The organism is Pseudomonas sp. TH41 (genome assembly GCF_016650695.1).
Taxonomy (GTDB): domain Bacteria; phylum Pseudomonadota; class Gammaproteobacteria; order Pseudomonadales; family Pseudomonadaceae; genus Aquipseudomonas.
The window spans coordinates 435,657-462,042 of the sequence record NZ_JAEKFH010000001.1 but is presented as its reverse complement, the minus strand read 5'-3'; the positions used below and the strand labels follow the sequence as shown (position 1 = coordinate 462,042).

23 protein-coding genes are annotated in these 26,386 nt (G+C 59.7%); 18 read left to right on the top strand and 5 right to left on the bottom strand.

Going from position 1 to position 26,386, the window contains the following annotated elements; genetic code table 11:
- The first annotated feature begins 13 nt into the window (after positions 1-13).
- The 3 genes from JFU37_RS02110 (at position 14) to JFU37_RS02100 (ending at position 3,629) form a co-directional block, all read left to right on the top strand.
- Positions 14-1,060 carry an ABC transporter substrate-binding protein gene (locus tag JFU37_RS02110; protein WP_201112355.1) on the top strand — a complete coding sequence of 349 codons (1,047 nt, stop codon included), beginning with the start codon at positions 14-16 and terminating at the stop codon, positions 1,058-1,060.
- 61 nt (positions 1,061-1,121) lie between these two features.
- Complete coding sequence (locus JFU37_RS02105; RefSeq protein WP_201112354.1) at positions 1,122-2,582, top strand: amidase; 1,461 nt, start codon at positions 1,122-1,124, stop codon at positions 2,580-2,582.
- Between the two features lie 99 nt (positions 2,583-2,681).
- Positions 2,682-3,629: a Dyp-type peroxidase gene (locus JFU37_RS02100; RefSeq protein ID WP_201112649.1), complete on the top strand. Its 948-nt coding sequence runs from the start codon at positions 2,682-2,684 to the stop codon at positions 3,627-3,629.
- Between the two features lie 9 nt (positions 3,630-3,638).
- On the opposite strand, the gene JFU37_RS02095 is transcribed toward JFU37_RS02100, so the two are convergent.
- Positions 3,639-4,637, bottom strand: a complete 999-nt coding sequence (locus JFU37_RS02095; protein WP_201112353.1) for a bile acid:sodium symporter family protein — start codon at positions 4,635-4,637, stop codon at positions 3,639-3,641.
- A gap of 337 nt (positions 4,638-4,974) precedes the next feature.
- On the opposite strand from JFU37_RS02095, the gene JFU37_RS02090 reads away from it, so the two are divergent.
- The 7 genes from JFU37_RS02090 (at position 4,975) to JFU37_RS02060 (ending at position 13,936) form a co-directional block, all read left to right on the top strand.
- Positions 4,975-6,105 carry a PAS domain-containing protein gene (locus JFU37_RS02090; protein WP_201112351.1) on the top strand — a complete coding sequence of 377 codons (1,131 nt, stop codon included), beginning with the start codon at positions 4,975-4,977 and terminating at the stop codon, positions 6,103-6,105.
- Entirely contained in the window at positions 6,102-7,538 is a 1,437-nt protein-coding gene (locus JFU37_RS02085) for a sigma-54 interaction domain-containing protein (protein ID WP_201112349.1), read from the top strand. Before JFU37_RS02090 ends, JFU37_RS02085 begins: the two co-directional genes overlap by 4 nt.
- Before the next feature lie 414 nt (positions 7,539-7,952).
- Positions 7,953-8,555, top strand: coding sequence for a dimethylamine monooxygenase subunit DmmA family protein (locus JFU37_RS02080; RefSeq protein WP_201112347.1), 603 nt, complete (start codon positions 7,953-7,955; stop codon positions 8,553-8,555).
- Positions 8,552-9,520, top strand: coding sequence for a PDR/VanB family oxidoreductase (locus JFU37_RS02075; protein WP_201112346.1), 969 nt, complete (start codon positions 8,552-8,554; stop codon positions 9,518-9,520). The genes JFU37_RS02080 and JFU37_RS02075 overlap by 4 nt, the downstream gene beginning before the upstream one ends.
- A 16-nt stretch (positions 9,521-9,536) precedes the next feature.
- Positions 9,537-10,559, top strand: a complete 1,023-nt coding sequence (locus tag JFU37_RS02070) for a heme-dependent oxidative N-demethylase family protein (protein ID WP_201112345.1) — start codon at positions 9,537-9,539, stop codon at positions 10,557-10,559.
- 252 nt (positions 10,560-10,811) lie between these two features.
- On the top strand, positions 10,812-12,350 hold the full coding sequence (locus JFU37_RS02065; protein WP_201112344.1) for an APC family permease: 1,539 nt from the start codon (positions 10,812-10,814) through the stop codon (positions 12,348-12,350).
- A gap of 161 nt (positions 12,351-12,511) precedes the next feature.
- Entirely contained in the window at positions 12,512-13,936 is a 1,425-nt protein-coding gene (locus JFU37_RS02060) for a gamma-aminobutyraldehyde dehydrogenase (RefSeq protein WP_201112343.1), read from the top strand.
- A 75-nt stretch (positions 13,937-14,011) separates the two neighbouring features.
- On the opposite strand, the gene JFU37_RS02055 is transcribed toward JFU37_RS02060, so the two are convergent.
- The gene (locus JFU37_RS02055) at positions 14,012-14,248 is read right to left on the bottom strand and encodes a hypothetical protein (RefSeq protein ID WP_201112342.1); all 237 of its coding nucleotides are present in this window, start codon (positions 14,246-14,248) and stop codon (positions 14,012-14,014) included.
- A gap of 193 nt (positions 14,249-14,441) precedes the next feature.
- On the opposite strand from JFU37_RS02055, the gene JFU37_RS02050 reads away from it, so the two are divergent.
- The 6 genes from JFU37_RS02050 to yghX all read left to right on the top strand — a co-directional run bounded on the left by JFU37_RS02050 (position 14,442) and on the right by yghX (position 21,547).
- Entirely contained in the window at positions 14,442-16,205 is a 1,764-nt protein-coding gene (locus JFU37_RS02050; protein ID WP_201112341.1) for an L-lactate permease, read from the top strand.
- 132 nt (positions 16,206-16,337) lie between these two features.
- Positions 16,338-17,837: a glycolate oxidase subunit GlcD gene (glcD, locus tag JFU37_RS02045; protein ID WP_201112340.1), complete on the top strand. Its 1,500-nt coding sequence runs from the start codon at positions 16,338-16,340 to the stop codon at positions 17,835-17,837.
- Positions 17,837-18,901, top strand: a complete 1,065-nt coding sequence (gene glcE / locus JFU37_RS02040) for a glycolate oxidase subunit GlcE (RefSeq protein WP_201112337.1) — start codon at positions 17,837-17,839, stop codon at positions 18,899-18,901. Before glcD ends, glcE begins: the two co-directional genes overlap by 1 nt.
- A gap of 3 nt (positions 18,902-18,904) precedes the next feature.
- On the top strand, positions 18,905-20,146 hold the full coding sequence (glcF, locus tag JFU37_RS02035; RefSeq protein ID WP_201112335.1) for a glycolate oxidase subunit GlcF: 1,242 nt from the start codon (positions 18,905-18,907) through the stop codon (positions 20,144-20,146).
- Positions 20,143-20,547, top strand: coding sequence for a heme-binding protein (locus tag JFU37_RS02030; RefSeq protein ID WP_201112333.1), 405 nt, complete (start codon positions 20,143-20,145; stop codon positions 20,545-20,547). The genes glcF and JFU37_RS02030 overlap by 4 nt, the downstream gene beginning before the upstream one ends.
- 112 nt (positions 20,548-20,659) lie before the next feature.
- Entirely contained in the window at positions 20,660-21,547 is an 888-nt protein-coding gene (gene yghX / locus JFU37_RS02025; protein WP_201112331.1) for a YghX family hydrolase, read from the top strand.
- A gap of 49 nt (positions 21,548-21,596) precedes the next feature.
- On the opposite strand, the gene JFU37_RS02020 is transcribed toward yghX, so the two are convergent.
- The 3 genes from JFU37_RS02020 to JFU37_RS02010 form a co-directional block, all read right to left on the bottom strand.
- Entirely contained in the window at positions 21,597-22,250 is a 654-nt protein-coding gene (locus JFU37_RS02020) for a peroxiredoxin (protein ID WP_201112329.1), read from the bottom strand.
- 62 nt (positions 22,251-22,312) lie between these two features.
- Positions 22,313-22,861 carry a G/U mismatch-specific DNA glycosylase gene (gene mug / locus JFU37_RS02015; RefSeq protein ID WP_201112327.1) on the bottom strand — a complete coding sequence of 183 codons (549 nt, stop codon included), beginning with the start codon at positions 22,859-22,861 and terminating at the stop codon, positions 22,313-22,315.
- A gap of 11 nt (positions 22,862-22,872) precedes the next feature.
- Positions 22,873-23,496, bottom strand: coding sequence for a TetR/AcrR family transcriptional regulator (locus JFU37_RS02010; RefSeq protein ID WP_201112325.1), 624 nt, complete (start codon positions 23,494-23,496; stop codon positions 22,873-22,875).
- Positions 23,497-23,749: 253 nt separating this feature from the next.
- On the opposite strand from JFU37_RS02010, the gene JFU37_RS02005 reads away from it, so the two are divergent.
- Both JFU37_RS02005 and JFU37_RS02000 read left to right on the top strand, forming a co-directional pair.
- The gene (locus JFU37_RS02005) at positions 23,750-24,889 is read left to right on the top strand and encodes an HlyD family secretion protein (RefSeq protein ID WP_201112647.1); all 1,140 of its coding nucleotides are present in this window, start codon (positions 23,750-23,752) and stop codon (positions 24,887-24,889) included.
- A complete protein-coding gene (locus JFU37_RS02000) occupies positions 24,886-26,370 on the top strand; it encodes a DHA2 family efflux MFS transporter permease subunit (protein WP_201112323.1) in 1,485 nt (494 codons plus the stop codon). Before JFU37_RS02005 ends, JFU37_RS02000 begins: the two co-directional genes overlap by 4 nt.
- Positions 26,371-26,386 lie beyond the last annotated feature (16 nt).

The window sequence follows — 26,386 nt, the reverse complement described above, 5'->3', positions numbered from 1 at the left end:
GTGGGGAATTAGCATGAGCAAGTGGATTAACAGTATCGGCACTTCGTTGTTCCTGACCTTACCGCTGACCCTGGTCGCCAGCGTTCAGGCCACGGAAAAACTCAATGTGGTGAGCTGGAGCGGTTACTTTTCACCTGAGATTCTCGCCAAGTTCCAGAAGCAGACCGGGATCGAAGTCACCGTCGATTCCTACGACTCCAACGAAACACTGCTGGCCAAACTGAAACAGGGTGGCGCTGGCTATGACGTGGCGATTCCGTCGCACCAGTTCGTACCGATCCTGATCAAGGAGAAGTTGCTGGAACGCTTCGACCCGGTCAATGAACCCTACTATGCCAGCGTCGTCGACAACCTGAAAAAGCCCACCTGGGACCCGGAGGGCGCCTATTCCATACCCTTCATCTGGGGCACTACCAGCGTGGTACTGAACACCGAACGCTACAAAGGTCCGGCCGACAGCTACAAAGTGCTTTACGAGCCGCCGGCCGAATTGCAGGGACGAATCAACATGTTTGATTCGGTCAGCGAAGTCATCGACATGGCCAGCCTGTACCTGAATATCCCGCTGTGCAGTGAAGACCCCAAGCAGATGCAGCAGGTGCTGACCCTGCTCAAGACGCAGAAGCCCTTCGTCAAAACCTACAGTTCGAAGGCCGGCTCAATTCGCGAAAACCTGGCCTCGGGTGAAGTCGACATGTCGATGTTCTGGGGCGGTTCGTCAATGCGCGCCCGGGAAATGAAACCCGCCCTGAAATACCTGTATCCGAAAGAAGGCGTGCTGGCGTGGGTCGATAACATGGTTATCCCGGCGGGCAGCAAGAACCCGGCAAACGCCAAGGCGTTTATCGCGTTCCTCAGCCAGCCGGAAAATGCCGCGATGACTCAGAACTTCCTCAAGCACCAGAGCCCGATCAAGGGTGTGGAACCGTTCCTTGACGCCAGCCTGAAGGACGCCCCGGAGCTGCATATTCCCGAAGGTACCCAGGTGGTGTTCAGCAAAACCTGCGGCGAAGGCGCAATCCGCCTGGCCGATCGTCTCTGGACCAGCCTGATGCGTTGATTCCAACCGCCCCGTCACGGTGACGGGGTGTTCCTCCAGCCGTCCGAAAGGCAGCGTTGCAATGACTTCTAATACCCTCAGCGAACTGGTCCTGCTACAGGCCCATGAACTCGCCGAACGCATCCGCTTGCGCCAGGTTTCCTGCCGCGAAGTGATGCAGACTTATCTTGCCCATATCGATCGCTTCAATCCGCGAGTCAATGCCTTGATCAGCCTGCAAGCGCCGGAAGACCTGCTGGCGCAGGCCGATCTACGCGACGCCGAACTGGCCCGGGGCGAGTACCGTGGCTGGATGCATGGCCTGCCCCATGCGGTCAAAGACCTGTCGCTGACCCGCGGCATCCGCACCACGCTGGGGTCGCCGTTGTTCAAGGATTTTATCCCTGAACGCGACGGCATCATGGTGGAGCGGATCAAAGCCGCCGGCGCGATCATTATCGGCAAGAGCAACACACCGGAATTCGGCCTCGGTTCGCAAAGCTACAACCCGTTGTTCGGCGCTACTGGCTGCGCCTTTGACCCGAGTAAAACCGCTGGCGGTAGTAGCGGTGGCGCCGCCGCAGCGCTGGCCATGCATTTGGTGCCGGTGGCCGATGGCAGCGACATGATGGGTTCGCTGCGCAACCCGGCCGCCTTCAACAATGTCTTCGGATTCCGCCCATCGCAGGGGCGCGTGCCATTTGACGACAGTGCCGATCTGTTTTTCGACCAGCTCGGTTACGAAGGTCCCATGGGCCGTAGCGTGCGCGACGCCGCCTTGCTTTTGTCGGTGCAGGCCGGCGCCGATGCCCGCGCGCCACTGTCCATCGCCGAATCCGGCAGCGCCTTTGCCGCGCCGCTGGAGCGGGACTTCAAAGGCACTCGCCTGGGCTGGCTGGGCGACTTCAACGGCTACCTGCCAATGGAGAACGGCATTACCGCGCTGTGCGAAAAGGCCTTTGCTGATTTCGAAAGCCTGGGTTGCCACATCGAACCCGTGCAGCCTGAGTTCACCCCGCAACACCTGTGGAACAGCTGGCGAACGCTGCGTCACTGGTCGATCGCCGGCTCTCTGGGGGCAGCCTATGCCGACCCACAAAAGCGTGCGCAGTTAAAACCGGAAGCCTGCTGGGAAATCGAAAACGGCCTGAAACTGGCCGCCAGCGAGGTGTTTGCCGCTTCAGTCGTGCGCAGTAACTGGTACCGCGCCCTCTCCAGACTGTTCGAGCGCTTCGACTACCTGCTGCTGCCGAGCGCCCAAGTGTTCCCGTTCGACAAAAATGTCCCTTGGCCGACGTCCATTGAAGGCACGGCCATGGATACCTATCACCGCTGGATGGAAGTCGTGATTCCGGGCACGCTTTCTGGCTGCCCAGTGGCCAATGTGCAAGCCGGTTTCAACGAAAACGGGCTACCGATAGGAATGCAGATCATCGGTCGACACCAGGCCGATTTCGCAGTGTTGCAGTTGGCCCACGCGTATGAGCAGGCAAGCCGTTGGTTCACTAGGCACCCGTCGCCCCTACTCAAAGAGGACCGTTGACAACGGGGTCAATCAGCCTGGAAGCCTGCGGCAAAGTGCTTGTCTGCTACAGTGTTTTCAATGTTTCTACTGCTGATGGACCTCTCTGTGACAACACCTATGGATGACCAGACGCCTGAGCCTCAACCCATCTGTAACCCCATTACCAGCAGCGCAATTTTTATCGTGGCCACTTTAACGTCTACCAGTGACTCTGCCAGTCAAGTGCGAGCCTGGTGCGCTGACGTCGCAGCCCTCACACGCTCTGTTGGCAAACGAGTCCCCTCCGGCAATTTGTCCTGTGTCTGTGGCTTCGGGTCCACCGCATGGGACACCTTGTTTGGCAGCCCGCGCCCCGCTTCACTGCACGGGTTTCGCGAGTTCGGTGCGCAGGGACGCCGAGCCGTTGCAACGCCTGGCGATATTTTGCTGCACATTCGTGCAGACCAGATGGATCTCTGTTTTGAATTGGTGACGCAGCTACTCTCAGCACTTGGCGAGGCAATCTCGGTCGTCGATGAAGTCCAGGGTTTTCGCTATTTCGATATGCGCAGCATCATCGGCTTTGTCGATGGCACCGAAAATCCCGTCGGCCGCAAGGCGGTCGACTTCACGATTGTGGGCAATGAAGATCCGGCGTTTACCGGCGGTAGCTATGTGCTGGTGCAGAAGTACTTACACAACATGACCGCCTGGAACGCGTTATCCGTTGAGGCCCAGGAGCGGATTATCGGGCGAACCAAATTGTCCGATATCGAACTTGATGACGCGGTCAAACCGACCTCTTCGCACAGTGCCCTGACGACAATCACCCAGGACGGGCAAGAAGTGAAAATCTTGCGCGACAACATGCCCTTTGGCCGGCCTGGCGCCGGCGAGTTTGGCACCTACTTCATAGGGTATGCGCGCTCGCCTGCCCCGCTTGAACAGATGCTTGAGAACATGTTTGTCGGCAGGCCGCCGGGTAACTATGACCGGCTGCTTGATTTCAGCACCGCGGTCACCGGAGGTTTATTCTTCGTACCGTCATCAGACCTGCTGGAGGAGCTGGCTGATCGTGTGCCTTAGGGCTGGCGATCAAGGATCAACTTGCCCCATCAGTTCAGCCACCGACTCCTGGCGCTTGGCATAACGTTGCGCGAGCACCGCACAGATCATCAGCTGAATCTGATGGAACAGCATCAGCGGCAGGATCAACACGCCAATGGTACTGCCGGCGAATAGCACCTGGGCCATCGGCACCCCGGTCGCCAGGCTTTTCTTCGAACCGCAGAAGAGGATGGTGATGCGGTCTTCCTGATTGAAACCAAAGGCTTTGCCCAGCACGGTAGCGGCCATTAACACCAGCCCCAGCACCACGCAGCAAGCGACCACCAAACCGGCCAGGTCCCGCAGCGGAATTTGCTGCCAGATGCCTTCGTTCACCGCTTCGCTGAACGCACCGTAGACCACCAACAGAATCGAGCCCTGATCGACGAACTTCAACCAACTCTTGTTACGCCCCACCCAGGCGCCGATCCAGCGCCGCGCGATTTGCCCGGCAATGAACGGCAGCAACAGCTGCACGCTGATCTTCACAATCGCATCGAGGGTCGAGCCGCCGTCGCCATGCACATTCAACAGCAGCGTCACCAACAACGGCGTCAGGAAAATCCCGAACAGGCTGGACGCCGCCGCGCTGCAAATCGCTGCCGGAATGTTTCCGCGAGCCAGAGAGGTAAAAGCAATCGCCGACTGCACCGTGGCGGGCAGCGCGCAGAGGTAGAGCATGCCCATGTACAGATCATCGCCGATCAGCGGAGACAGCAACGGCTTGAGCGCCAGACCCAGCAGGGGGAACAGCACGAAGGTCAGGCCGAACACCAGCAAATGCAGGCGCCAGTGACCGGCACCGGCGATGATCGACTCGCGCGACAGCTTGGCGCCATGCAGAAAAAACAGCAGAGCAATGGCGATGTTGGTCAGCCAGCCAAAACCCACCGCGACGTGCCCGGTGGCGGGCAGAAAACTGGCAAGCGTCACCACGCCGATCAGGGTCAGGGTGAAGTTGTCGGGTAAGAAACGGGGGCGGGTCATTGGGATCATCCGGGTTTGCCAGGAACGTGACCCCGACTCTAACGCGTCTGCAGATTACCGACTAACGCTAATAAGCCAGTAGATGTCGCCTAAAGGACATGACGCCATTCCGCGCGGGTCATTGATCGGAATACCTTCAGCAGGTCCAGCAATCGCACTAACCTGAACTGAGTGCTGCGAAAATGCACATTCAACTGCAATATCGCAGCACTCTTGATTAGCCACGCCCTCGCTCCCCAATGTTCGCGGGCATTTTAGTTGGCATGCGATATGCCCTTGTCTTAACCGCCTGAGTATTCAGCCAGGTTCCCCTAAGCCAAATCGAGCCGATCCACCGATGGATATACTGAATTTACTGGCCAACAAGGCGCAGCCCCTTTCCAGTACCGTCAGCGCTGACGGACACCTTGTCAGTCTGTCCGCCAGCCTGAGTGACCAATTGGGCTATGCGCCAGCAGAGCTACTGAATCAGCCGATCGAACGCATCTACAGCGTCGAGTCAGTGCGCACCTTGCAACTGCTGTTCACCAATCCCCCTGCCGACGAGCACATCCACAGCCTGGAGCTGACCTTGATTCGGCGCAATGGCGGTCTACTGCAGGTCGTCGCTTGCGGGCTGTTGGAGTGGCGCGCGGTTCAAACGGCGCGTCTGCATCTGCTGAAAATACCCCTCGGGGCGCTGGGCCATCGACTGCGGGAAATGCACAACGCCAATGAGGTGATGAGCCAGATGCTGCAGAGCGCCAAAGTTGCCTACTGGTGCATCGAGTTCGCCGAGGCGGTGGATATCAACAATTCCCCGGATGAAATCGTCCGCCAGGTCTTCGAAAACGACTCGCACTGGCGTTTGTGCAACCGTGCCATGGCCGAAGTCTACGAGATGCCGTCGGATGTCGATTTCAACCAGCAACCGGTACGCCTTTACTGGCCCCGCAGTCCGGCTAATGAAGAGTTCGTGCGGCGCCTGATCGAAGCCGGGTTCAGCGTCGATTGCGCACTCTCGGTGGATCGTCGGCACGATGGCTCCCCGGCCTACGTGGAAAACGATGTACGCGCGACCATCGTCAACGGGCACCTCCTTCGGATGTGGGGAAGCATCCGCGACGTCAGTCAGGAGTTGCGCATGCAGCACGACGCCGAGCAGCGCATCGACGCCTTGCGCCGGGTATTCGATGCGGTGCCTGACGCGGTGCTCGTGATCGATGAACACTTGCAACCACAATGGCGCAACGCCGCGTTCGAAGAGACCTTTGGCATCACCCATGGCGCCGGTATCGCCCGTTTGCTGTTGGATAACGCCCTCCCCGAGCGCACCTGGCACAGCGTGCCTCTCCCGGACCTGAGTGGACGCAACCTGAACTTCAATGTGCATTGTTCACGCATCCTGATTCGTGAAGGCGTGGCCTGGCGAGTCGCAGTATTCCGCGAAAGCCAAGGTGTGCGCTACGCAGAAGAGTTGCACCCATGAACGAAAAGAACCTGCCGCCCACGTTGCAGATGGGCATGCGGTCTTCGGTCAACGTCAGCAGCGAAGTCCTGGGGGCATTGCTGGAAACGCCCGCGCTGCATGCATTGCTCGACAGCTTCAGCGAAGCCTTGATCGTGACGGACGGTGAAGGCCGGGTGCGCTTTATCAACCTGGCCGCCGAGCGCGTCAATCGACTGTCCAAACAGCAAGCCGTCGGGCTGTTCGACAGTGATTTCTTCCAGCGTTCCGCGTTGAATTACGACGACTTGCAGGCGGCGTTGAATCGCGGGGGCAACAGCGCCTTGACCCGCTCACGGGAAGGCCGGGTTCTGCTCAGCAGTACCCACGCCATCCCCACCGGCGCCTACGAAAAACCGTTCAGGATGCTGACCCAGAAAGACTTCGACGGTAGCCAGCCGCAGCGTCGAGCATCGCTGGGCAACCGCCCCGTCGAGCCCCAAGGCCTGCGCGATCCCCAGGACAACGCGCTGCATCTGTCACCCCAGCTATCGAGCATCGCCGACACCGGGGTCCGAGCCTTCCGGCGTCGCGCGCGGTTGCTGTTGCTCGGCGAGCCGGGTGTCGGCAAGACCGCCATCGCCCGGCACATCCACCGTGCGGCCGGTTGGGGAGATCGCCCGTTCATTCACGTCAACTGCGGGAGTATTCCGGAGAGCCTGTTCGAGTCGGAGATGTTCGGCTATGAGCGCGGCGCTTTTACCGGCGCACTACAGGGGGGCAAGCAGGGATACATCGAGGCCGCGGCGGGCGGGACTTTGTTCCTTGACGAGATCGGCGAGATCCCGTTGCACGTTCAGGCCAAACTGTTGAAGTTCCTCGAAGACAGCACCATTCAGTCCGTCGGTTCGCCCTTGAGCAAAACGGTTCAGGTGCAAGTCATCGCCGCCACCAACAAGGACCTGCGACATCTTGTGAGTACCGGCGAGTTCCGCGCCGACCTCTACTATCGCCTGGCCGTCCTGCCGGTGGAAATACCGCCGTTACGCCAGCACCGGGATGATTTGCCGTTTCTCATCGACATCCTGCTGAGCCGCATCAACGGTGATCGCGAGCCGTCGCTGAGCCTGTCCGCCGGTTGCCGAAAGCGCCTGATGAGTTACGATTTTCCGGGCAACATCCGCGAGTTGGTGAACATTTTCGAGCGGCTGGCGGTCCTCGCCGACGATGAAGCGCAAGAGCATCATTTACCGGCCGAACTGCTTGAGCCGGCACGCCCTCAGGACCGCATGAAACAGGGGGGCGTGGACAGTGAAACGGAAGAAGACCCAGAGCAAAACCTCAAGCTCCAGGTGCAGCAGTTCGAACGGCAGGTCATCCTCAAGGCCGTGGATGTGTGCGGTAGCAAACGCAAGGCTGCGCAGCATCTGGGCATCGACATCGGCACGTTGATCCGCAAGCTTCAGCGCGATTGACTTCATGAGCCGTACCCGGTCTCTGTAGGAGCTGTCGAGTGAAACGAGGCTGCGATCTTTTGATCTTGATCTTCGAGAAATTGAAGCAGCCAAAAGATCGCAGCCTCGTTTCACTCGACAGCTCCTACAGGAATTCAAGGGTTCAGGAGTTCAAAGGTTCAAAGGTTCAAAGGTTCAAAGGTTCAAAGGTTCAAAGGTTCAAGGGTCCGCTTCCTGCGTATAAGCGCTGCGAAAATACCTACATACCTGGTTATTTCTGCCTGTCCCCTCCGCAATAAATAAAACAATTTCCTTTAAATTCAAACAGTTGAATATCTGGCACGACCTGTGCTCCTGCTATTGGCAACCCAGCGTCGTGGGTTTTGCATCAGAGCCGGCTTCCATCAGCGAGCCGATAGTCAGGAGATAATAAAAATGTTGATCACCGGGATCAAAAGCCGACCGATCTATGACCGGTTGCAACCGCTGCCGGGAGGCATCCGGCACATCATTGCCGGCCAGGGCAGCGGCGGTCAGGCCATGTTACGCCTGTTGAATGATATGGCCGGCCTGGATCGACCGATCACCCTGCTGTACTCCCTGGAGTCGTTTTCCGGCCAGGACTTCCTCGCCCAATTGCAGCAGCATCCTCAACACCCCTTACACGTTCACCCGACTAACCAGGCATTGATCGACGCACTGAATACCTTGCTCGGTGAAGCCCGCATGGGCACCCGCTTGTACCTCGCAGGTTCGGAAAGTTTCCTGGGCAGCGCCATGCAAGTGGCCACGCATTTCGACCTGAACCGCGACGAGGTGCTGCGCGAACACTCCGGTACTTTGGTCCGTCGAGTGTGGTGCGTGCACTGCGATACCTATACCGAAAATGTCACCCAGCGCGTCTATGACTGCCCCGGCTGCGGCCTGACGCTGGTGGTGCGCGATCACTATTCGCGGCGGCTGGCGGCTTTTCAAGCGGTCAAGGCCGATGCCGAAGTGCCGGGTGAATTGCCAGAAGCCGAGGAGCTCGACACATGAGCCAGAACAATGGGACGTTGAACCTGCGAGTCGCCCGAATCGAATCGGTGACCCCGGAAATCAAGCGCTTTACCCTGGTCTCGCCGACCGGTGCGCACCTGCCGGCATTCTCCGGTGGCAGTCACGTCGTGGTGCTGATCGCCAATCAACACAACACGTTGCGTAATTCCTATTCGTTGCTGAGTTCGCCTTACGACACCAGCAGTTATCAGATTGCCGTGCGCCGCGTGGACAGCGGTCGCGGGGGTTCGGTGTCGCTGCATGACAACGTCGGTGAAGGCGACCTGATCGAAGTCACACCACCGGTCAACCTGTTCCCGCTGATCAAACAGGCGCGCCTTCATGTGTTCATCGCCGGTGGGGTCGGGATCACGCCGGTGATTTCCCAACTGGAAGAATTGCGCCTGAGCAAGGTGCCTTTCGAACTGCATTACGCGGTTCGCGGCGAAGCGCATGCGCAGCTCGGCAAAGAGTTGCAGGCCACTTACGGCGAGCAGGTTCACCTGTACCGCAAGGGCGTCGAATCGCGCCTGGAGATTGGTCGGGTACTTGCCGACCGTCCACTGGGCAGTCACGTCTACGTGTGCGGCCCGGACAGCATGATCGACGCCACGCTGGCCTGTGCCCGCGACCTGGGCTGGACCGATAGTCATGTGCATTTCGAACGCTTCCTTGAACAAAGCAGCGGAGGCGAAGCCTTCAGTTTCACGCTCGGCCGCAGCGGCACCACTGTCGAAGTCTCGCCTGACCAGACCATGCTCGAAGCAGTTGAAGCCGCCGGCTTCACCATGCCCTACCTGTGCCGCGGCGGCGCCTGTGGTCATTGCGAAACCGACGTGCTGGAGCTCGATGGCGAGCTGCTGCACAGCGATGACTGGCTGTCCGACGAAGACAAAGCCAACTGCAAAAAAATCATGCCCTGCGTATCCCGCGCCAAGTGCAATCGCCTGGTCATCGACCTCTGATCGACGGAAAAAAACAATGAATATCAAATTCAATCCCGACGAAACCTATCGCGACGACTATACCTTCGCCAACAGCCCGGAAACCATCGCCCGCGCGCCCTTCCCGTTCCCCGACGACGACTACATGTACTCGATGAACCTCGAGCCGCATGTGTCGGTGGGCGATGGTGCGTTTCGCGCCGCGTTCGATATTGATGAACACTACATCAGCGAATGCCGGGACCGCGCGATCACCCTGGAAAAAGACCCAGGCATGCACTACGTCTCGGCGCCGCACATGATGGAGGCGCAATGGGACCTGCTCGAACTGATCATGGAATCCTACGCCCGGGACTATCCGCAGTACTTCAGCCTGGCGCGTGAAGGCCGGCAGTGGCATTGGACCAACCGCCTGCTGGACATCGACGATCACTTCACCTTCGGCGATCCGGCCACTCTCCCCTATGAGCCTATGGAGTACGTGACCCGTCAGGCCCAGGGCGATTGGGTGCTGCAAGAGGAACGTGACGGCACGCTGTACTGGGGCGCCGGCATCGCGACCCAACGGGCCGATTATTCGCTGCGTTTCAACCTGGGCATGAGCTGGGAAGAGTTCCACGGTCCGGTGCCGTTGGTGAAAGAAATCGGCATGCTCGACCGTGCCCTGAAGTTCCTGTTGCGCCTGCGCACTGGCCATCCGGTGCGTCGTCTGAACTGGTCGCTGACCGTCAACCCGCGCCTCGAAGTCTCGGCCGAAAGCTTGCCGGAATGGGCACCGGACCGGACCGTCGTGACCGCTGAAAATGCCGGCAAGCTGGTTTACCTGCGGATCGAATTGCAGCCGCTGCATCGTTTGCCGCGCAGTAACGCCATTGTCTTCCCGATTCGCACCTACTTGCTCAGCCTGGAAGACATTGCCACCAACCCGGCATGGGCCCGGCGCATGCACCGGGTCCTGCGGGACTTGAACCAGCAACTGGTGGATTACAAGGGCTTCAGCCGCTACCGCGATGCTGCGGTGGAGTGGCTCTCCCAGTACGACGACGAACCCAAAGCCTGACGCGCTCCTGTAGCAGCTGGCGGAGCCTGCGTCCGGCTGCGTAGCAGTCGTGAAATCAGGCCACATGGTCCTTCAGGAAAACCGTGGGCTCACGTTTTACGACTGCTTCGCAGCCGGACGCAGCCTTCGGCAGCTGCTACAGGATCGGCATCGCGATTAAGCCTGGTATCAACACAACAACAAGCGCGAAACGAGCATTGGCGGGCCGACCCGCCAGCAATAATCCACTGCCATTGATAATGAGGAAATAACATGAGTGGCTCACCCAATACGCGTGCAAGTGTCAGCGCCGATCAGGATGCGGAACAGCTCCGCGCCCTCGGCTACAGTTCGGATTTCAATCGCAGCATGAGCCTGTGGGAGAATTTTTCCCTCGGGTTTACCTACCTGTCGCCGGTAGTCGGCGTCTACACCTTGTTCGGTTTATGCCTGGCCGCCGGCGGACCGCCGATGTTCTGGTCCTATCTGTTGATTGGTGCAGGTCAGTTGTTGGTGTGTCTGATTTTCGGCGAAATCGTCTCGCAGTTCCCGATTTCCGGTGGTGTCTACCCTTGGGCGCGTCGCCTGGTGGGCAAGCGCTGGGCGTGGATGGTCGGCTGGGTCTATGCATGGGCCTTGTGCGCAACCATCGCAGGGGTAGCGGTGGGTGCCGGACCGTACCTGGCCATCATGCTGGGTTTCAACCCCGGTCCCGAGGCCAATACCTACATTGCCCTGACGATCATTCTGCTCTCCACCGCCCTGAATCTGGTGGGCACCAAACTGCTGGCGCGGGTGGCGATGTTTGGCTTCCTCTGCGAACTGGTCGGGGCAATTCTGGTCGGCGGCTACCTGTTGATCTTCGAGCGTCATCAACCCTTCAGTGTGTTGTTCGACACCTTCAATCTTCAAGTCAATGGCTCGTACTTGCCAGCGTTCCTTGCGGCGTCACTGGCAGGCCTGTTCCAGTACTACGGTTTTGAGGCCTGCGGCGATGTCGCCGAAGAAACCCCGAACCCGGGCAAGCGCATTCCCAAAGCCATGCGCATGACCATTTACATCGGTGGTGCAGCGGCGATGTTCGCGTGCCTGGCGCTGATCCTTTCGGTGCCGGACATGGCCAAGGTTCTGGCGGGCGAAGACACCGACCCGGTTGCCACTATCCTGGCCAACGCCTTCGGCCCGGTCGGTTCTCGTCTGGTGATGGCAGTGGTGATGGTGTCGTTCATCTCCTGCGTCCTCAGCCTGCAGGCCGCGGCCAGTCGGTTGCTATTCGCTTATGCCCGTGACGAAATGATCGTTGGCAGTTCGCTGCTCAAACGCCTCTCGGGCAACCACGTGCCATCGTTCGCATTGCTGATCAGCGGAGTGGTGCCGGCAGCGATTGTCTGCCTGGGGATGTTCATGGCCGATGCCGTGGCAACCATCGTCGGCTTCGCGGCGATTGGTATCTACGTCGCGTTCCAATTGATTGTCATCGCCGCGTTGATCGCCCGAGCCAAGGGCTGGCGCCCGAACGGTCAATTCACCCTCGGCGCCTGGGGTCTGTGGGTGAACGTGGCCGCACTGATTTATGGCGTGTGCGCGATCACCAATATGGTCTGGCCTCGTTCGCCGGATGCGCCGTGGTACATCAACTACTCGATGATCCTGACCACCCTGGTGGTGATGGGGGCCGGCGTCGTTTACATGCTGCTGGGCAAGCCTTACGACAAAGGCACGGCACCGGCGGGCGATGCGTGGAAGTTCTCCAAACCGCTGGCCAAGGCTGCTGATATTTCCGGCGCAGCGGTAAATAGATCAACGATCTGACAACGGCGATCCCTTGTAGGAGCTGCCGCAGGCTGCGATCTTTTGATCTTTCGCTTGGAGTTCGGGCGAACTCTAAAAAGATCAAAAGATCGCAGCCTGCGGCAGCTCCTACAGGGATCCGGTTTCCACAGAAGAACAATAGTTTTGAAGAGGACAATGGCATGCAAACCAAATTACTGATCAACGGCCAACTGCTCGACGGCGAAGGTCCCGCACAACCCGTGTTCAACCCGGCCCTCGGTCGGGTGCTGGTGGAAATCAACGAAGCCAGCGAAGCCCAGGTCGATGCCGCCGTGCGCGCCGCCGCTGCCGCCTTCGACAGCTGGTCGCACACCCCGCCAAAAGAGCGCTCGTTGTTGCTGCTCAAACTGGCTGACGTCATCGAAGCCCACGGTGAAGAGCTGGCCAAACTGGAATCGGACAACTGCGGCAAGCCTTACAGCGCCGCGCTGAACGACGAAATCCCGGCGATTGCCGACGTGTTCCGCTTCTTCGCTGGTGCCAGCCGTTGCATGAGCGGCTCGGCGGGCGGTGAATACCTGCCGGGCCACACGTCGATGATCCGCCGTGATCCGGTGGGCGTGATCGCCTCCATCGCGCCGTGGAACTACCCGTTGATGATGGTCGCCTGGAAAATCGCCCCGGCCCTCGCCGCCGGTAATACCGTGGTGCTCAAGCCGTCGGAACAAACCCCGCTGACCGCCCTGCGTCTGGCTGAGCTGGCGTCGGAAATTTTCCCGGCCGGCGTGCTCAACCTGGTATTCGGCCGGGGTCCTACGGTGGGCAGCCCGCTGGTCACGCACCCGAAAGTGCGCATGGTGTCGCTGACCGGTTCGATCGCCACCGGTTCGAACATCATTTCCAGCACCGCCGACAGCGTCAAACGCATGCACATGGAACTGGGCGGCAAGGCCCCGGTGATCATCTTCGACGACGCCGACATTGACGCTGCGGTGGAAGGCATCCGCACCTTCGGCTTCTACAACGCTGGCCAGGATTGCACCGCCGCTTGCCGCATCTATGCGCAGGAAGGTATCTACGACCAGTTCGTCGAGAAGCTCGGTGCGGCCGTCAGCAGCATCAAATATGGCTTGCAGGATGATCCGTCGACCGAGCTGGGTCCGCTGATCACCGCGCAACATCGCGACCGCGTGGCCGGGTTTGTCGAGCGGGCCGTGGCGCAGCCGCACATCCGTTTGATCACCGGTGGCAAAGCGGTGGACGGCAATGGCTTCTTCTTCGAGCCGACGGTGTTGGCCGACGCGCAACAGGACGACGAAATCGTGCGTCGCGAAGTGTTCGGGCCGGTGGTGTCGGTGACCAAATTCACCGACGAAGCGCAGGTGCTGGGCTGGGCCAACGATTCGGACTACGGCCTGGCGTCGTCGGTCTGGACCTCGGATGTCGGCCGTGCGCATCGCTTGTCGGCACGCTTGCAGTACGGCTGCACCTGGGTGAACACGCACTTCATGCTGGTCAGCGAAATGCCCCATGGCGGTCAGAAATTGTCCGGTTATGGGAAAGACATGTCGATGTATGGGCTGGAGGACTACACCGTCGTACGGCATGTGATGTTCAAGCATTAACAGCGAAAAGATCGCAGCCTTCGGCAGCTCCTACGCGCCTGTGGGCGCCTCCGCAGGCTGCGATCTTTTCAAGCTTCACAGTGTCCGTTGGCTGTTGCCGATACCTTTCGCGATGTCGATGCCCCAGTCCAACGCAGCTTCCATGTCCAGCAGATGCGGCTTTGGGTCGTGATCCTCGAAAATGACCGAGTTGTCTGGCCGGTAAACACCGATGAACATCTCCAGCGACCCATCCCTCAATATCTCGGCTTTGACCTCGATTTTGCATCCGTTCGACAATGTCTCCTTGTGGACCTCATGACGCTCAGTCATTGCTGCACTCCTCTCGTCGTTGACACTCGATTCACGCAAACACCCATTGGCCATGTTAGCTCACTGAAGTCCGCCATCAGTGCTCATTCAGGGTAAATGAGGCCCACCCTGACAGCGGCGTAATGCCATCTATACTCAAAGCCACCGCCCCCATGGGGTCTGCACGTCCAACAATAAAAAGCAGAGGTGGAACATGGTCTGGCAGCAAGTCTACGATCCATTCGGCAACCCGGTGATTTCGACCATCATGGCCGCAGTCCCGGTCGTGGTGATGCTGGCCTCCCTGGCGTTTTTCCACCTCAAGGCCCATATGGCGGCCTTGCTCGCCCTCACCTCCGCCCTGCTGATCGCAATCTTCGCCTTCGGCATGCCGGCGAACATGGCTGGCTCGGCGGCGTTATTCGGTGCCGCCAACGGGCTGCTGCCGATTGGTTGGATTGTGCTGAATATTATTTTCCTGCACCGGCTGACCACCGAGAACGGCTCGTTCAAGGTCCTGCAAGACTCTCTGGCGCGCATCACTGACGACCGACGCCTGCAATTGCTGCTGATTGCCTTCTGCTTCGGCGCGTTCTTCGAAGGGGCCGCCGGTTTCGGTACGCCGGTGGCGGTGACCGGGGCGATTCTGATCGGGCTGGGGTTCTCGCCGCTGGCCGCGTCGGGCCTGGCATTGATCGCCAACACCGCACCGGTGGCATTTGGCGCCTTGGGCACGCCAATCATTACGCTGGCCAAGGTGACCGGGCTGGATGAAATGGAGCTGTCGATGATGGTCGGCCGCCAATTGCCGTTTTTCTCGGTGCTCGTGCCGTTCTGGTTGATCTGGGCTTTCGCCGGCTGGCGCAAGATGCTGGAAATCTGGCCGCCGATTTTGGTGGCCGGGGTCAGCTTCGCTGTGCCGCAGTTCCTGGTGTCCAACTACCACGGCCCGATGCTGGTGGACGTGATCGCCGCGCTGATTTCCATGGCCTGCCTGACCGGCTTTCTCAAGGTCTGGAAACCCGCCATTGTGTATACCTCCGCCGCCCTGTCCGGGCGAGTCGACAACTCGAAAATCGATGCGGAGCATGAGGATAAACCCACCGCCACGGCGACGTTTTCCGCCGATGCCAAGCCTGCCGTGATGCGGGCGTGGATGCCGTGGATCATCCTCACGGTCTTCGTCTTCGCCTGGGGCACCCAAGGCTTCAAAAACATGTTCGATACCCGCCCGGCAATCGATCCGCAAACCAACTCGGCCAAGCTCGACCCTCAGGGCAAGCCGATGCGCGAAGCGAACCCGATTTTCTCGCCAGCGCTGACCTTCACCACCCTGCACCTGCAAGTCGAAAAGGTGCCACCTGTGGTGCCTGCGCCTAAAACCGAGGAAGCGATTTACAAGTTCACCTGGTTCACCGCTACCGGTAGCGGAATCTTGCTCTCGGCCATCCTCGGCGGTTTGCTGATGGGCTACTCCATTCCCCAGTTGGCACGCCAATACCTGCGAACGCTGTGGGTGGTGCGTTATTCGCTCATCACCATCGCAGCCATGCTTGCCCTGGGCTACCTCACCCGTTACTCGGGCCTTGATGCGACGATGGGACTGGCCTTTGCGGCAACCGGCATTTTCTACCCCATGTTCGGCACCCTGCTCGGCTGGCTCGGCGTGGCCCTGACCGGGTCGGACACCGCCTCCAACGTGCTGTTCGGTGGCTTGCAACGGGTCACGTCCGAACAATTGGGCATCAGCCCGGTGTTGATGGCTGCTGCCAACAGTTCTGGCGGGGTCATGGGCAAGATGGTCGACGCTCAGTCAATCGTGGTCGCCTCCACCGCCACCCGCTGGTACGGCCATGAAGGGGAAATCCTGCGTTACGTGTTCTTCCACTCGATCATCCTGGCGATTCTGGTCGGCGGGCTGGTGACGTTGCAGGCGTATGTGGCGCCATTCAGTCATATGGTGGTGGGCGGGCATTGACCGGCAAGATCAAAAGATCGCAGCCTTCGGCAGCTCCTACAGGGCGTACGCGTTCCAGTGTAGGAGCTGCCGAAGGCTGCGATCTTTTGAACTTCGCCCGGGCTTTCGTGAACGGAGTATCGTAAAGCGACTATGAACATTCTCTACGATGAACGTGTCGACGGTGTCCTGCCCGACGTGGACAAAACCGCGCTATTGCAGGCCTTGCAGGCGCAGTGGCCGGATCTGGAAGTCCTGCATCAGCAGGAAGAGCTCAGGCCGTACGAGTGCGATGGACTCTCCGCTTACCGCACCACGCCGATGCTGGTGGTGCTGCCCCGTCGCATCGAACAGGTGCAAGGCGTGCTGCGACTGTGTCATGAACGGCAGGTGCCGGTCGTCGCCCGTGGCGCGGGAACCGGCTTGTCCGGCGGTGCATTGCCCCTGGAAAAAGGCGTGCTGCTGGTGATGGCGCGCTTCAACAACATCCTGCACATCGACCCTGCCGCCCGCACGGCGCGGGTCCAGCCAGGGGTGCGCAACCTGGCGATTTCCCAGGCGGCCGCACCGTTTGGCTTGTATTACGCGCCGGATCCCTCCTCGCAGATCGCCTGTTCGATTGGTGGCAATGTCGCGGAAAACGCTGGCGGTGTGCACTGCCTGAAATACGGCCTGACGGTGCACAACCTGCTCAAGGTCGAGATCCTGACCGTCGACGGTGAACACCTGACCCTGGGTTCGGAAGCGCTCGACACTCCCGGCTTCGACCTGCTGGCGTTGTTCACCGGCTCCGAAGGCATGCTCGGGGTGATTACCGAAGTCACGGTCAAGCTGCTGCCCAAACCGCAGACTGCCAAGGTGTTGCTGGCGGCATTCGATTCCGTCGAAAAGGCGGGCCGCGCCGTCGGTGACATCATTGCCGCCGGCATCATTCCCGGCGGCCTGGAAATGATGGACAACCTGGCCATTCGCGCTGCCGAAGACTTTATCCACGCCGGGTATCCGGTCGACGCCGAAGCCATTCTGCTGTGCGAGCTCGATGGCGTTGAAGCCGACGTCCACGATGACTGCGACCGCGTGCGCCAGGTGCTGGAACAGGCCGGCGCCACCGAAGTGCGCCAGGCCCGCGATGAAGCTGAACGTGTGCGCTTTTGGGCCGGGCGCAAGAATGCCTTTCCGGCGGTGGGTCGCCTCTCGCCGGATTATTACTGCATGGACGGGACAATCCCGCGCCGCGAGTTGCCCGGGGTGCTACACGCCATCGCCGCGTTGTCGGCCGAGTACGACCTGCGGGTGGCCAACGTTTTTCACGCGGGCGACGGCAACATGCATCCGTTGATTCTGTTCGATGCCAATCAACCGGGTGAGCTCGATCGCGCCGAAGCCCTGGGCGGCAAAATCCTCGAACTGTGCGTGAAGGTCGGGGGCAGCATTACCGGTGAACACGGGGTGGGTCGCGAGAAGATCAATCAGATGTGCGCACAGTTCAACAGCGATGAATTGACCGTGTTCCATGCCGTCAAAGCCGCCTTCGACCCGAGTGGCTTGCTCAATCCCGGCAAGAACATTCCGACGCTGCATCGCTGCGCCGAATTTGGCGCCATGCACATTCACCTCGGTCAGATGCCCCACCCTGATCTGGAGCGCTTCTGATGCACAGTGAATGGGATCTCGATGACAGCGCTGCCCTGCTGGAGCAGGTCAATCAGGCGCTGGAAAACGCCACGCCGCTGCGCATCCAGGGTTCCAACAGCAAGTCGTTTCTGGGGCGCATCGTGGCCGGTGAAGTCCTCGACACACGCGCTCATCGGGGCATCGTCAGCTACGACCCGACCGAGCTGGTGATCACCGCACGCTGCGGCACGCCATTGGCAGAGCTTGCTGAAGTACTGGACGCGGCGCACCAGATGCTGCCGTGTGAGCCGCCCGCCTTCGGTGAAGGTGCCACCGTCGGCGGGATGATTGCCTGCGGGCTGTCGGGGCCTCGGCGGCCCTGGTCAGGCTCCGTGCGCGACTTCGTCCTCGGAACACGCGTCATCACCGGCCATGGCAAGCATTTGCGCTTCGGTGGCGAGGTCATGAAAAACGTCGCCGGCTACGACCTGTCGCGCCTGATGGTCGGCAGCTACGGTTCCCTTGGTGTCATCACTGAAGTCTCGCTCAAGGTCCTGCCCAAACCACGTCAAGTCTTAAGCATCAGCCTGGACATGGACAGCGATCGCGCCTTGCTGCGCCTCGCGGAATGGGGCCAGCAACCGCTCCCGATCAGCGCTGCGTGCCACGACGGGCAGCGCCTGCACCTGCGACTTGAGGGTGGCGAAGGCTCGGTGTCAGCCGCGCATGACCGTTTAGGCGGCGAGCTACTGGACGATTCGTATTGGGATGATCTCAACGAGCATCGATTGAGCTTCTTCGATGAGGATCAACCCCTGTGGCGCTTGTCATTACCGCACAACACCGCTCGGCTTTCCCTGCCCGGCCGGCAATTGATCGATTGGGGCGGTGCGCAGCGCTGGCTCAAATCGAACGCAGAAGCCGCGTTCATCCGCGAGGTCGTGGAGGACGTCGGCGGGCATGTGACCTGTTACAGCCACGGGCTGATCGACAGTCCCTTCCAACCGCTGCCGGCCGCGCTGTTGCGCTATCACCAGAACGTGAAGCATCAACTCGACCCACGGGGCATCTTCAACCCCGGGCGCCTGTACGCGGAGCTTTGAACCATGCAGACGACCCTGAGTGAACGCGCCCGCCAACTGCCTCGAGCCGCAGAAGCCGAAAGCATTCTGCGCACGTGCGTGCACTGCGGTTTCTGCAATGCCACCTGCCCGACCTATCAACTACTCGGCGATGAACTGGACGGGCCACGGGGCCGTATCTACCTGATCAAGCAAGTGCTGGAGGGTCACGAGGTCACTCAGAAAACCCAGCAACATCTTGATCGCTGTCTGTCATGTCGCAATTGTGAAACCACCTGCCCCTCTGGCGTCGACTATCACAACTTGCTCGACATCGGCCGCGCGGTGGTGGATGCAGCGGTGCCACGGCCACTCGGTCAGCGACTATTACGCGAGGGTTTGCGCGCGGTCGTCCCCAATCCGGAGTTGTTCAAGCGGATAGTCGGCAGCGGGCAGGTTTTCCGTGCATTTTTACCCAACACCCTGCAAATCAAATTGCCGCGCACCGTGTATCCGGCAAAGCCGCGGCCCCCCCTCCGGCATGCCCGGCACGTGTTGATGCTCGAGGGCTGCGTACAGCCGAGCCTGTCGCCCAACACCAACGCGGCCACCGCGCGCGTCCTGGATCGACTGGGAATCAGCGTGATCCCGACCCGCGAGGCCGGTTGCTGTGGCGCCGTGGATTATCACCTGAACGCTCAGGCCGCCGGCCTTGACCGTGCCCGCCGCAATATCGACGCCTGGTGGCCGAGCATCGAACAAGGTGCCGAGGCGATTGTGCAAACCGCCAGCGGCTGTGGTGCGTTTATCAAAGACTATGGTCACTTGCTCAGCACCGACCCGGCGTATGCCGATAAGGCGAAAAGGGTCAGTGCGCTGGCCAGGGACCTGGTTGAAGTGCTGCGCGAGGAGCCACTGGAAAAGCTCGGCGTCCACAGCGATCAACGCCTGGCCTTCCATTGCCCTTGCACGTTGCAGCACGCGCAAAAGCTCGGCGGCGCGGTCGAGGCGATGCTGACGAGTCTGGGGTTCAACCTCACGTCCGTTCCCGACAGCCACCTGTGTTGCGGCTCGGCGGGCACCTATTCGCTGACCCAGCCCGAACTGTCCCGGCAACTGCGCGACAACAAACTCAATGGGCTGGAAAGCGGACATCCCGACATCATTGTCACGGCCAACATCGGCTGTCAGTCCCACCTCGATGGCGCAGGCCGAACGCCAGTCCGGCACTGGATCGAACTGGTCGAAGCCGCGTTGCCCTCACCCAACACAGGAGAAACCCCATGAACAGTAAACCCGTACTGAGCCAGATCGAAGTCAGCCAGATTCTCGCAGCCGCCCGATCCGAAGCGCAAAACAATCAATGGGCCGTGACCATCGTGATTGTCGATGACGGCGGCCATCCCCTGGCCCTCGAACGCCTGGACGGCTGCGCCGCTTCCAGCGCCTACATCGCCACCGAAAAAGCGCGCACCTCCGCGCTGGGCCGCCGTGAGTCCAAAGGCTATGAAGAGATGGTCAACGGCGGGCGATTCGCCTTTCTGTCAGCGCCGTTGCTGACCTCTCTGGAAGGTGGCGTGCCGATCATCGTCGACGGCCAGGTGATCGGCGCGGTCGGTGTGTCCGGCGTCAAGTCCGAGCAGGATGCACAAGTGGCCAAGGCTGGGGCGCACTGCCTGAACTGTTGAATCGGGTGAGGCGCCGAACCTGATCCAACTCAAAAAATACCCGTATATGAGCCACAAGATGCCTTTGTTACTCGTATATAGGTAAAGAAAGGCCCAAGGAGGACACGCATAAATGCCCCGTCTCACTGCGAAAGACTTTGCCCCGGAACTGCTGGAGCTCTACGACTACTACGCCCACGGCAAGATCAATCGGCGAGAGTTTCTCGATCGGGCGGCGTTGTTCACGTTGGGCGGTTTGACGGCCAGCGCGTTGCTCGCCGCCCTCAGTCCGAACTATGCAATGGCCGAGCAAGTTGAATTCACCGACCCGGACATCCTTCCCGAGTACATCACCTATCCCTCACCCAAGGGCAACGGGCAGGTTCGTGGTTACCTGGTGCGCCCGGCGAAAGCCACCGGCAAAGTGGCGGCCGTGGTGGTCGTGCATGAAAACCGCGGGCTCAACCCTTACATCGAGGACGTCGCCCGCCGTTTGGCCAAGGCCGGTTTCATCGCCCTCGCCCCCGATGGCCTGACCTCGGTTGGCGGCTATCCGGGCAATGACGACAAAGGCCGGGCGCTGCAAGAGACCGTCAATCCTGAAAAGCTCATGAATGATTTTTTTGCCGCCATCGAGTGGCTGATGAAACACGACGCGACCACCGGGAAAGTCGGCATCACCGGGTTCTGTTATGGCGGCGGTGTCACCAATGCTGCGGCGGTGGCGTATCCGGAACTGGGCGCCGCAGTGTCCTTTTATGGCCGACAACCTGAGGCCAAGGATGTCGCCCGAATCAAGGCGCCGCTCATGCTTCACTACGGCGAACTGGACACGCGCATCAACGAAGGGTGGCCCGCCTTTGAGCAGGCCTTGAAAGCCGCGGGCAAGACCTACGAAGCCTACATCTACCCTGGCGTAAACCATGGTTTCCATAACGACTCCACACCTCGATACGACGAGGCGGCAGCCAAACTGGCCTGGGACCGCACGCTGGGGTGGTTTCGGCGCTACCTGGTTTAAACGGTCACCCTGTCGAACACACTACAGGGTGACCATTACCATTGATCGGTTACTTCGGCTGCGCCACGGTACGCAAATACGGTTTCAGCGTTTTGAAGCCTTGCGGGTACTTCTTCCTGGCGTCCTCGTCAGACACCGAGGTAGGAATGATGACGTCGTCGCCCGGACGCCAGTTCACCGGGGTGGCGACTGTGTGCTTGGCGTTCAACTGCAGAGAGTCGAGCAGACGCAATACTTCATCGAAGTTGCGCCCGGCACTCATTGGATAAATCAGCATCGCCTTGACCTTCTTGTCCGGGCCGATGATGAATACCGAACGCACCGTGGCATTGTCCACAGCGGTGCGCGAGCCGCCGCTGGCATTCGGGTGAATCATGTCGTAGAGCTTGGCCACCACCAGATTGTCGTCGCCGATCATGGGGTAGTTGACCGCATGCCCCTGGGTTTCTTCGATGTCATCAGCCCAGGCTTTGTGATTACTGACAGGGTCAACACTGAGCCCGACGATCTTGGTATTACGCTTGTCGAACTCCGGTTTGAGTCCGGCCATGTAACCCAGTTCAGTGGTACAGACCGGTGTGAAGTCTTTCGGATGCGAGAACAGAATGGCCCACTTGTCGCCAATCCACTCATGAAAGCGAAGGGTGCCTTCAGTACTTTCGGCGGTGAAATCCGGGGCTTCATCGCCAATGCGAATAGTCATGTTCGATCTCCTTTCAGTGGCTGATAAGGACGCTGTGTCTGCGTTGTGTCTGTCAACGCGGATCAGTATAGGAGAGGCGCTGGAAAAGGCTGAGAAACAGGAGCGAGGTGCAGGTGCGAATGGAGTTGCCGGTACGCGCCAACCAGTTGATCCAAGGTAAACGCACGATTTCGCCCACTCGGATTGGGCAATACCCATACCGCAGCATTGCCAAACGTCTTTGGCTGAAGCCCCCACGAAACCTCTCGCTGGCCAGACAACGCGCAATACGCCGCTTTACCGAGAAACGCCACGAAGCGTGGCGCATAGCGCGCGATCTTCCGTTCAAAATCCGCGGCGGCAGCCATGAATTCATGTAATGACAACTGATCCGCTCGCGCCGTAGGCCGTTCCACCACGGCCGTTAATCCACACTGATACTGCAAGATCGTCCGATCGTTTTCCGGGCGTATTTCCTCGGGGGTAAAACCGGCGAGATGGAGTGTGCGCCAGAAGCGATTACCCCTGCCTGCAAAATGATGGCCTTGGGCGGCCGCCATCACGCCCGGGTTAATGCCACAGAAAATCACGGCCAGTTGCCCAGCCAGAATATCGTCGAGTTTTTCTTCCACCCTTAAACCCCTCAACCACAGATGACGCTGACTGCATTGCGTGCAAGCTCGGTTAATTCAGCGCGGGATTTGCCCGCCCGTGCACGTATCGAAATGCTATGCAGCAGGGAAGACGCGAGTACCGCCAGGGCCGCTGGGTCCACGTCGCTTTTCAACTCGCCGGAATCGACGGCCGCTCGCAGCCGCGTTTCGAGATCGGTATCGAGCCGGCTCAGCCGATCAGAAAGAACCTCTCGTATTTCAGAATCCTCGACGGCTTCGGTTGTCGCCGTGCCGATCGCAAAGCAGCCGCGCGGTTGGCCTTCTCCCGAAAAATAAATCGATAGCTGCCCTTCGTAGAAACGCATCAACGCCTCGCTCAATGTCAGCTCTTTGTCGGTCAACGCCTCATGCATGGCCGCCGCCGCAAACTCCCAATACTGCTCAAGCGCTTTGATATAGAGCGCGTGTTTGTCACCGAATGCCGCATAGAGGCTGGGGCGATTCATCCCGGCCGCCGTAGCGATGCTGTCCAGCGAAGCGCCGGAATAGCCGGTGCTCCAAAACACACCAAGCGCTTGCTGCAGCGCTGTCTGCGGGTCATACGCGCGAGGGCGGCCGCGGCCTTTTCCCTCTGCAATCTTTTTTTGTGCCATGTCGTACAAAATCCTTGAATGAAGGTGGGTGAGTGGATATTCTTACACCATCGCACAAAATTAAGGAACCAAAAATTCCTTGATTTACGGTTTGTTGAAGCGGAGCTCGAACTGAGTGTTGCGGCGACGAAACAGGTGCGGCGGAGCGATCCTCTTGGCCGCGCTCGGGCTTGATTCCTCACAGCAACTATTGACGTCAACGCCGCAGGCGATTTCTGCGGGCACGACTTCCCGGTTAAAGGTGTATTCGATCATGACTAAACAGTTCGACATCCCAGCTTCGCAGACCTTCGAACACCCCCTGCCGAACCCGCCTGGCGCGCCGTTCAAGAAACCGTTCAAAGAGAAACTGCGCCCCTTCCTTATTGTCGGTTTGCCGGTGCTCTTCGCAGCGATTGGCTACACCCACTATCAGGCGGGCGCAGCGATTATTTCGACCGACAACGCCTACGCCCGAGTAGCGAAAGCTTCGATCAATGCCCGCATCTCCGGACAAGTCGTGGAAATCGCGGTTGAGGATAACCAGCCGGTTCGCAAGGGCCAGGTGCTGTTCCGGATCGATCCGAAGCCATTCCAGATCGCGGTTAACCGCGCAGAAGCCCAGCTGAGCGTTGCACGGCTGCGCATCGATGGACTCAAGGCCAGTTACCGCCAACAACAGGCCGAACTGCAATCGGCCAAAGAATCGGCCGATTTCGACCAACGAGAATTTGGCCGCAAGAAAGCGCTGGTCGCTACCGAGTTCGTCTCGCGCGCCGTTTACGAACGCGCCGACACCGATCTTAAAGTTTCACGGCAACGAATCGCTTCGATCGAACAACAGATCGCGAGCACGGTCGTTGCATTGAACGGCAATCCAAACATCGAAGCCGATACTCACCCGACGGTTCGCGAGGCCAAGGCCCAACTCGACGAGGCGCAGCTCTACCTTTCGTATACAACGGTCTATGCGCCGGACGATGGCATTGTGGCCAAGGTCGACGATTTGCAGGTTGGCAACTACGTCAACAACGGCGCGCCCGCCTTTGCGCTGCTGTCCGCTCGCGAGATTTGGGTGGAGGCCAACTTCCGCGAAACGGAGGTGACCCACATGCGTCCAGGCCAGGAAGCGACTATCAGTATCGATACGTACCCTGATCACGTATTCAAAGCCCACGTGACCAGCATGAGCCCGGGAGCCGGATCGGACTTCGCCCTGCTGCCGCCGGAAAATGCGACCGGCAACTGGGTCAAGGTGGTCCAGCGGGTTCCGGTCCGACTCGAACTCGATGAGACCGATCCTGCCCTGCCCCTTTTCTCGGGCACCAGCGCCACGGTCAAGGTTGATACCGGGTATCACACGCCTTGGTGGCACCCGCTTAAAGCGTTGTTGACCGCAGGTAACGACCGATGAACGCCCAACTTGCCGGACCTCAAGGCCCGGGGACGTTAAGGTTCGCCGCGTTGCTCGCGACCTACATGCAGTCGGCGAACCTGCCTTTGCCGAACGCGGTGCTCAGGTTTATCCAGGGCAGCCTGTCGATGACCGACGACCAGGCTGGCTGGGTGTTCACCTCGTACCTCGCGGCGAGTGCGATCACCCTGCCGATTGCGCAATGGCTTGCCGGGCGCTATGGCCTGAAGCGGATTTATCAAACCGCATTAGCCTTCTTCGTCCTGGGTTTGCTGCTCGCTACGCAGGCAACGACACCGCTGGAATTCGTCGGTGTGCGCATCATTCAAGGCCTGGCGAGTGGCGTGCTGGCGCCCCTTTCAATGGCGATTTCAATGGAGACATTGCCACTGGAGAAGCGTGCGAAGTTTGGCGCGACATGGACGGCAATCGTGCTCTTCGGCATCGTCAGCGGCCCGAGCATTGGGGGTTGGATCAGCGAACATTTCGGATGGCGCCCGATTTTCTACATCAGCGTTCCGCTGTCGGCGTTTATCTTTCTGGTGATGGCGCTTTTGCTTGCCGAGAAAAAGGCCGAGAAACGTCCAACGTTCGATTTCCTGGGCTTCGGCAGTTTCACGCTCGCGTTGATCAGCCTGCAAATGTTACTCGACCGTGGTGAACGCCTGGACTGGTTTTCCTCGACCGAGATCTGGCTGGAAGCGATGGGCTGTGCACTGGGTCTCTACCTGTTCGTTGTGCATGTACTGACCACCAAGGTGCACTTCCTCAACAAGCGTTTGTTCAACGACCGCAACTTCGTGCTGTCGACGGTCATCTTTTTCGCTGTGGGTTTCGTGCTGTTGTCGACCATGGCCCTGACGTCGCCCATGCTGGACGAAATTCTCGGCTACCCGCCTGACATCACAGGTTCCCTGACGATACCGCGCGGGGTGGGACTGGTCGGTGCGTTCCTGCTGATGGGCCGTGTTCCCGAGCGTTTCGACCGCCGGCTGTTCGTGGCGGCAGGCGTCGCCGTGGTGATTTATGCCAACTGGCTGATGCTCGGCTATTCGCCGTTGATGGACTGGTCGCCCGTGGCGGTGGCCGGTGCGATCCAGGGCATTGGCATCGGCATCTTGATGCCCTCGCTTACCAAGGTCGCGTTCAGCACGCTCGACCCCACGTTACGCCCGGAAGGTACCGGTTTTTTCAATCTGTCACGGGTGTACGGGAGCACCCTCGGCGTTGCGATTGTGCAACTGTTCTTCTTCAACAATACCCAAGCGATGCACATGGCGCTGGCCAGCAATCTGACGCCCTATCGCGCCGCTGCGCATTCCGTGCCGACATCGCTGCAAGCACTGGCGGGGCTCAACGAAATGATTACCGGCCAGGCGGCTTTTATCGCCGTGATCGACCAATTCAAGATTTTGATGTTCGCGATGCTGGTGGTGAGTCCACTGGTGATCTTTCTTCGCAAGCCCGTTCCGACCAACTAGTTATAGTGGAGTTTGC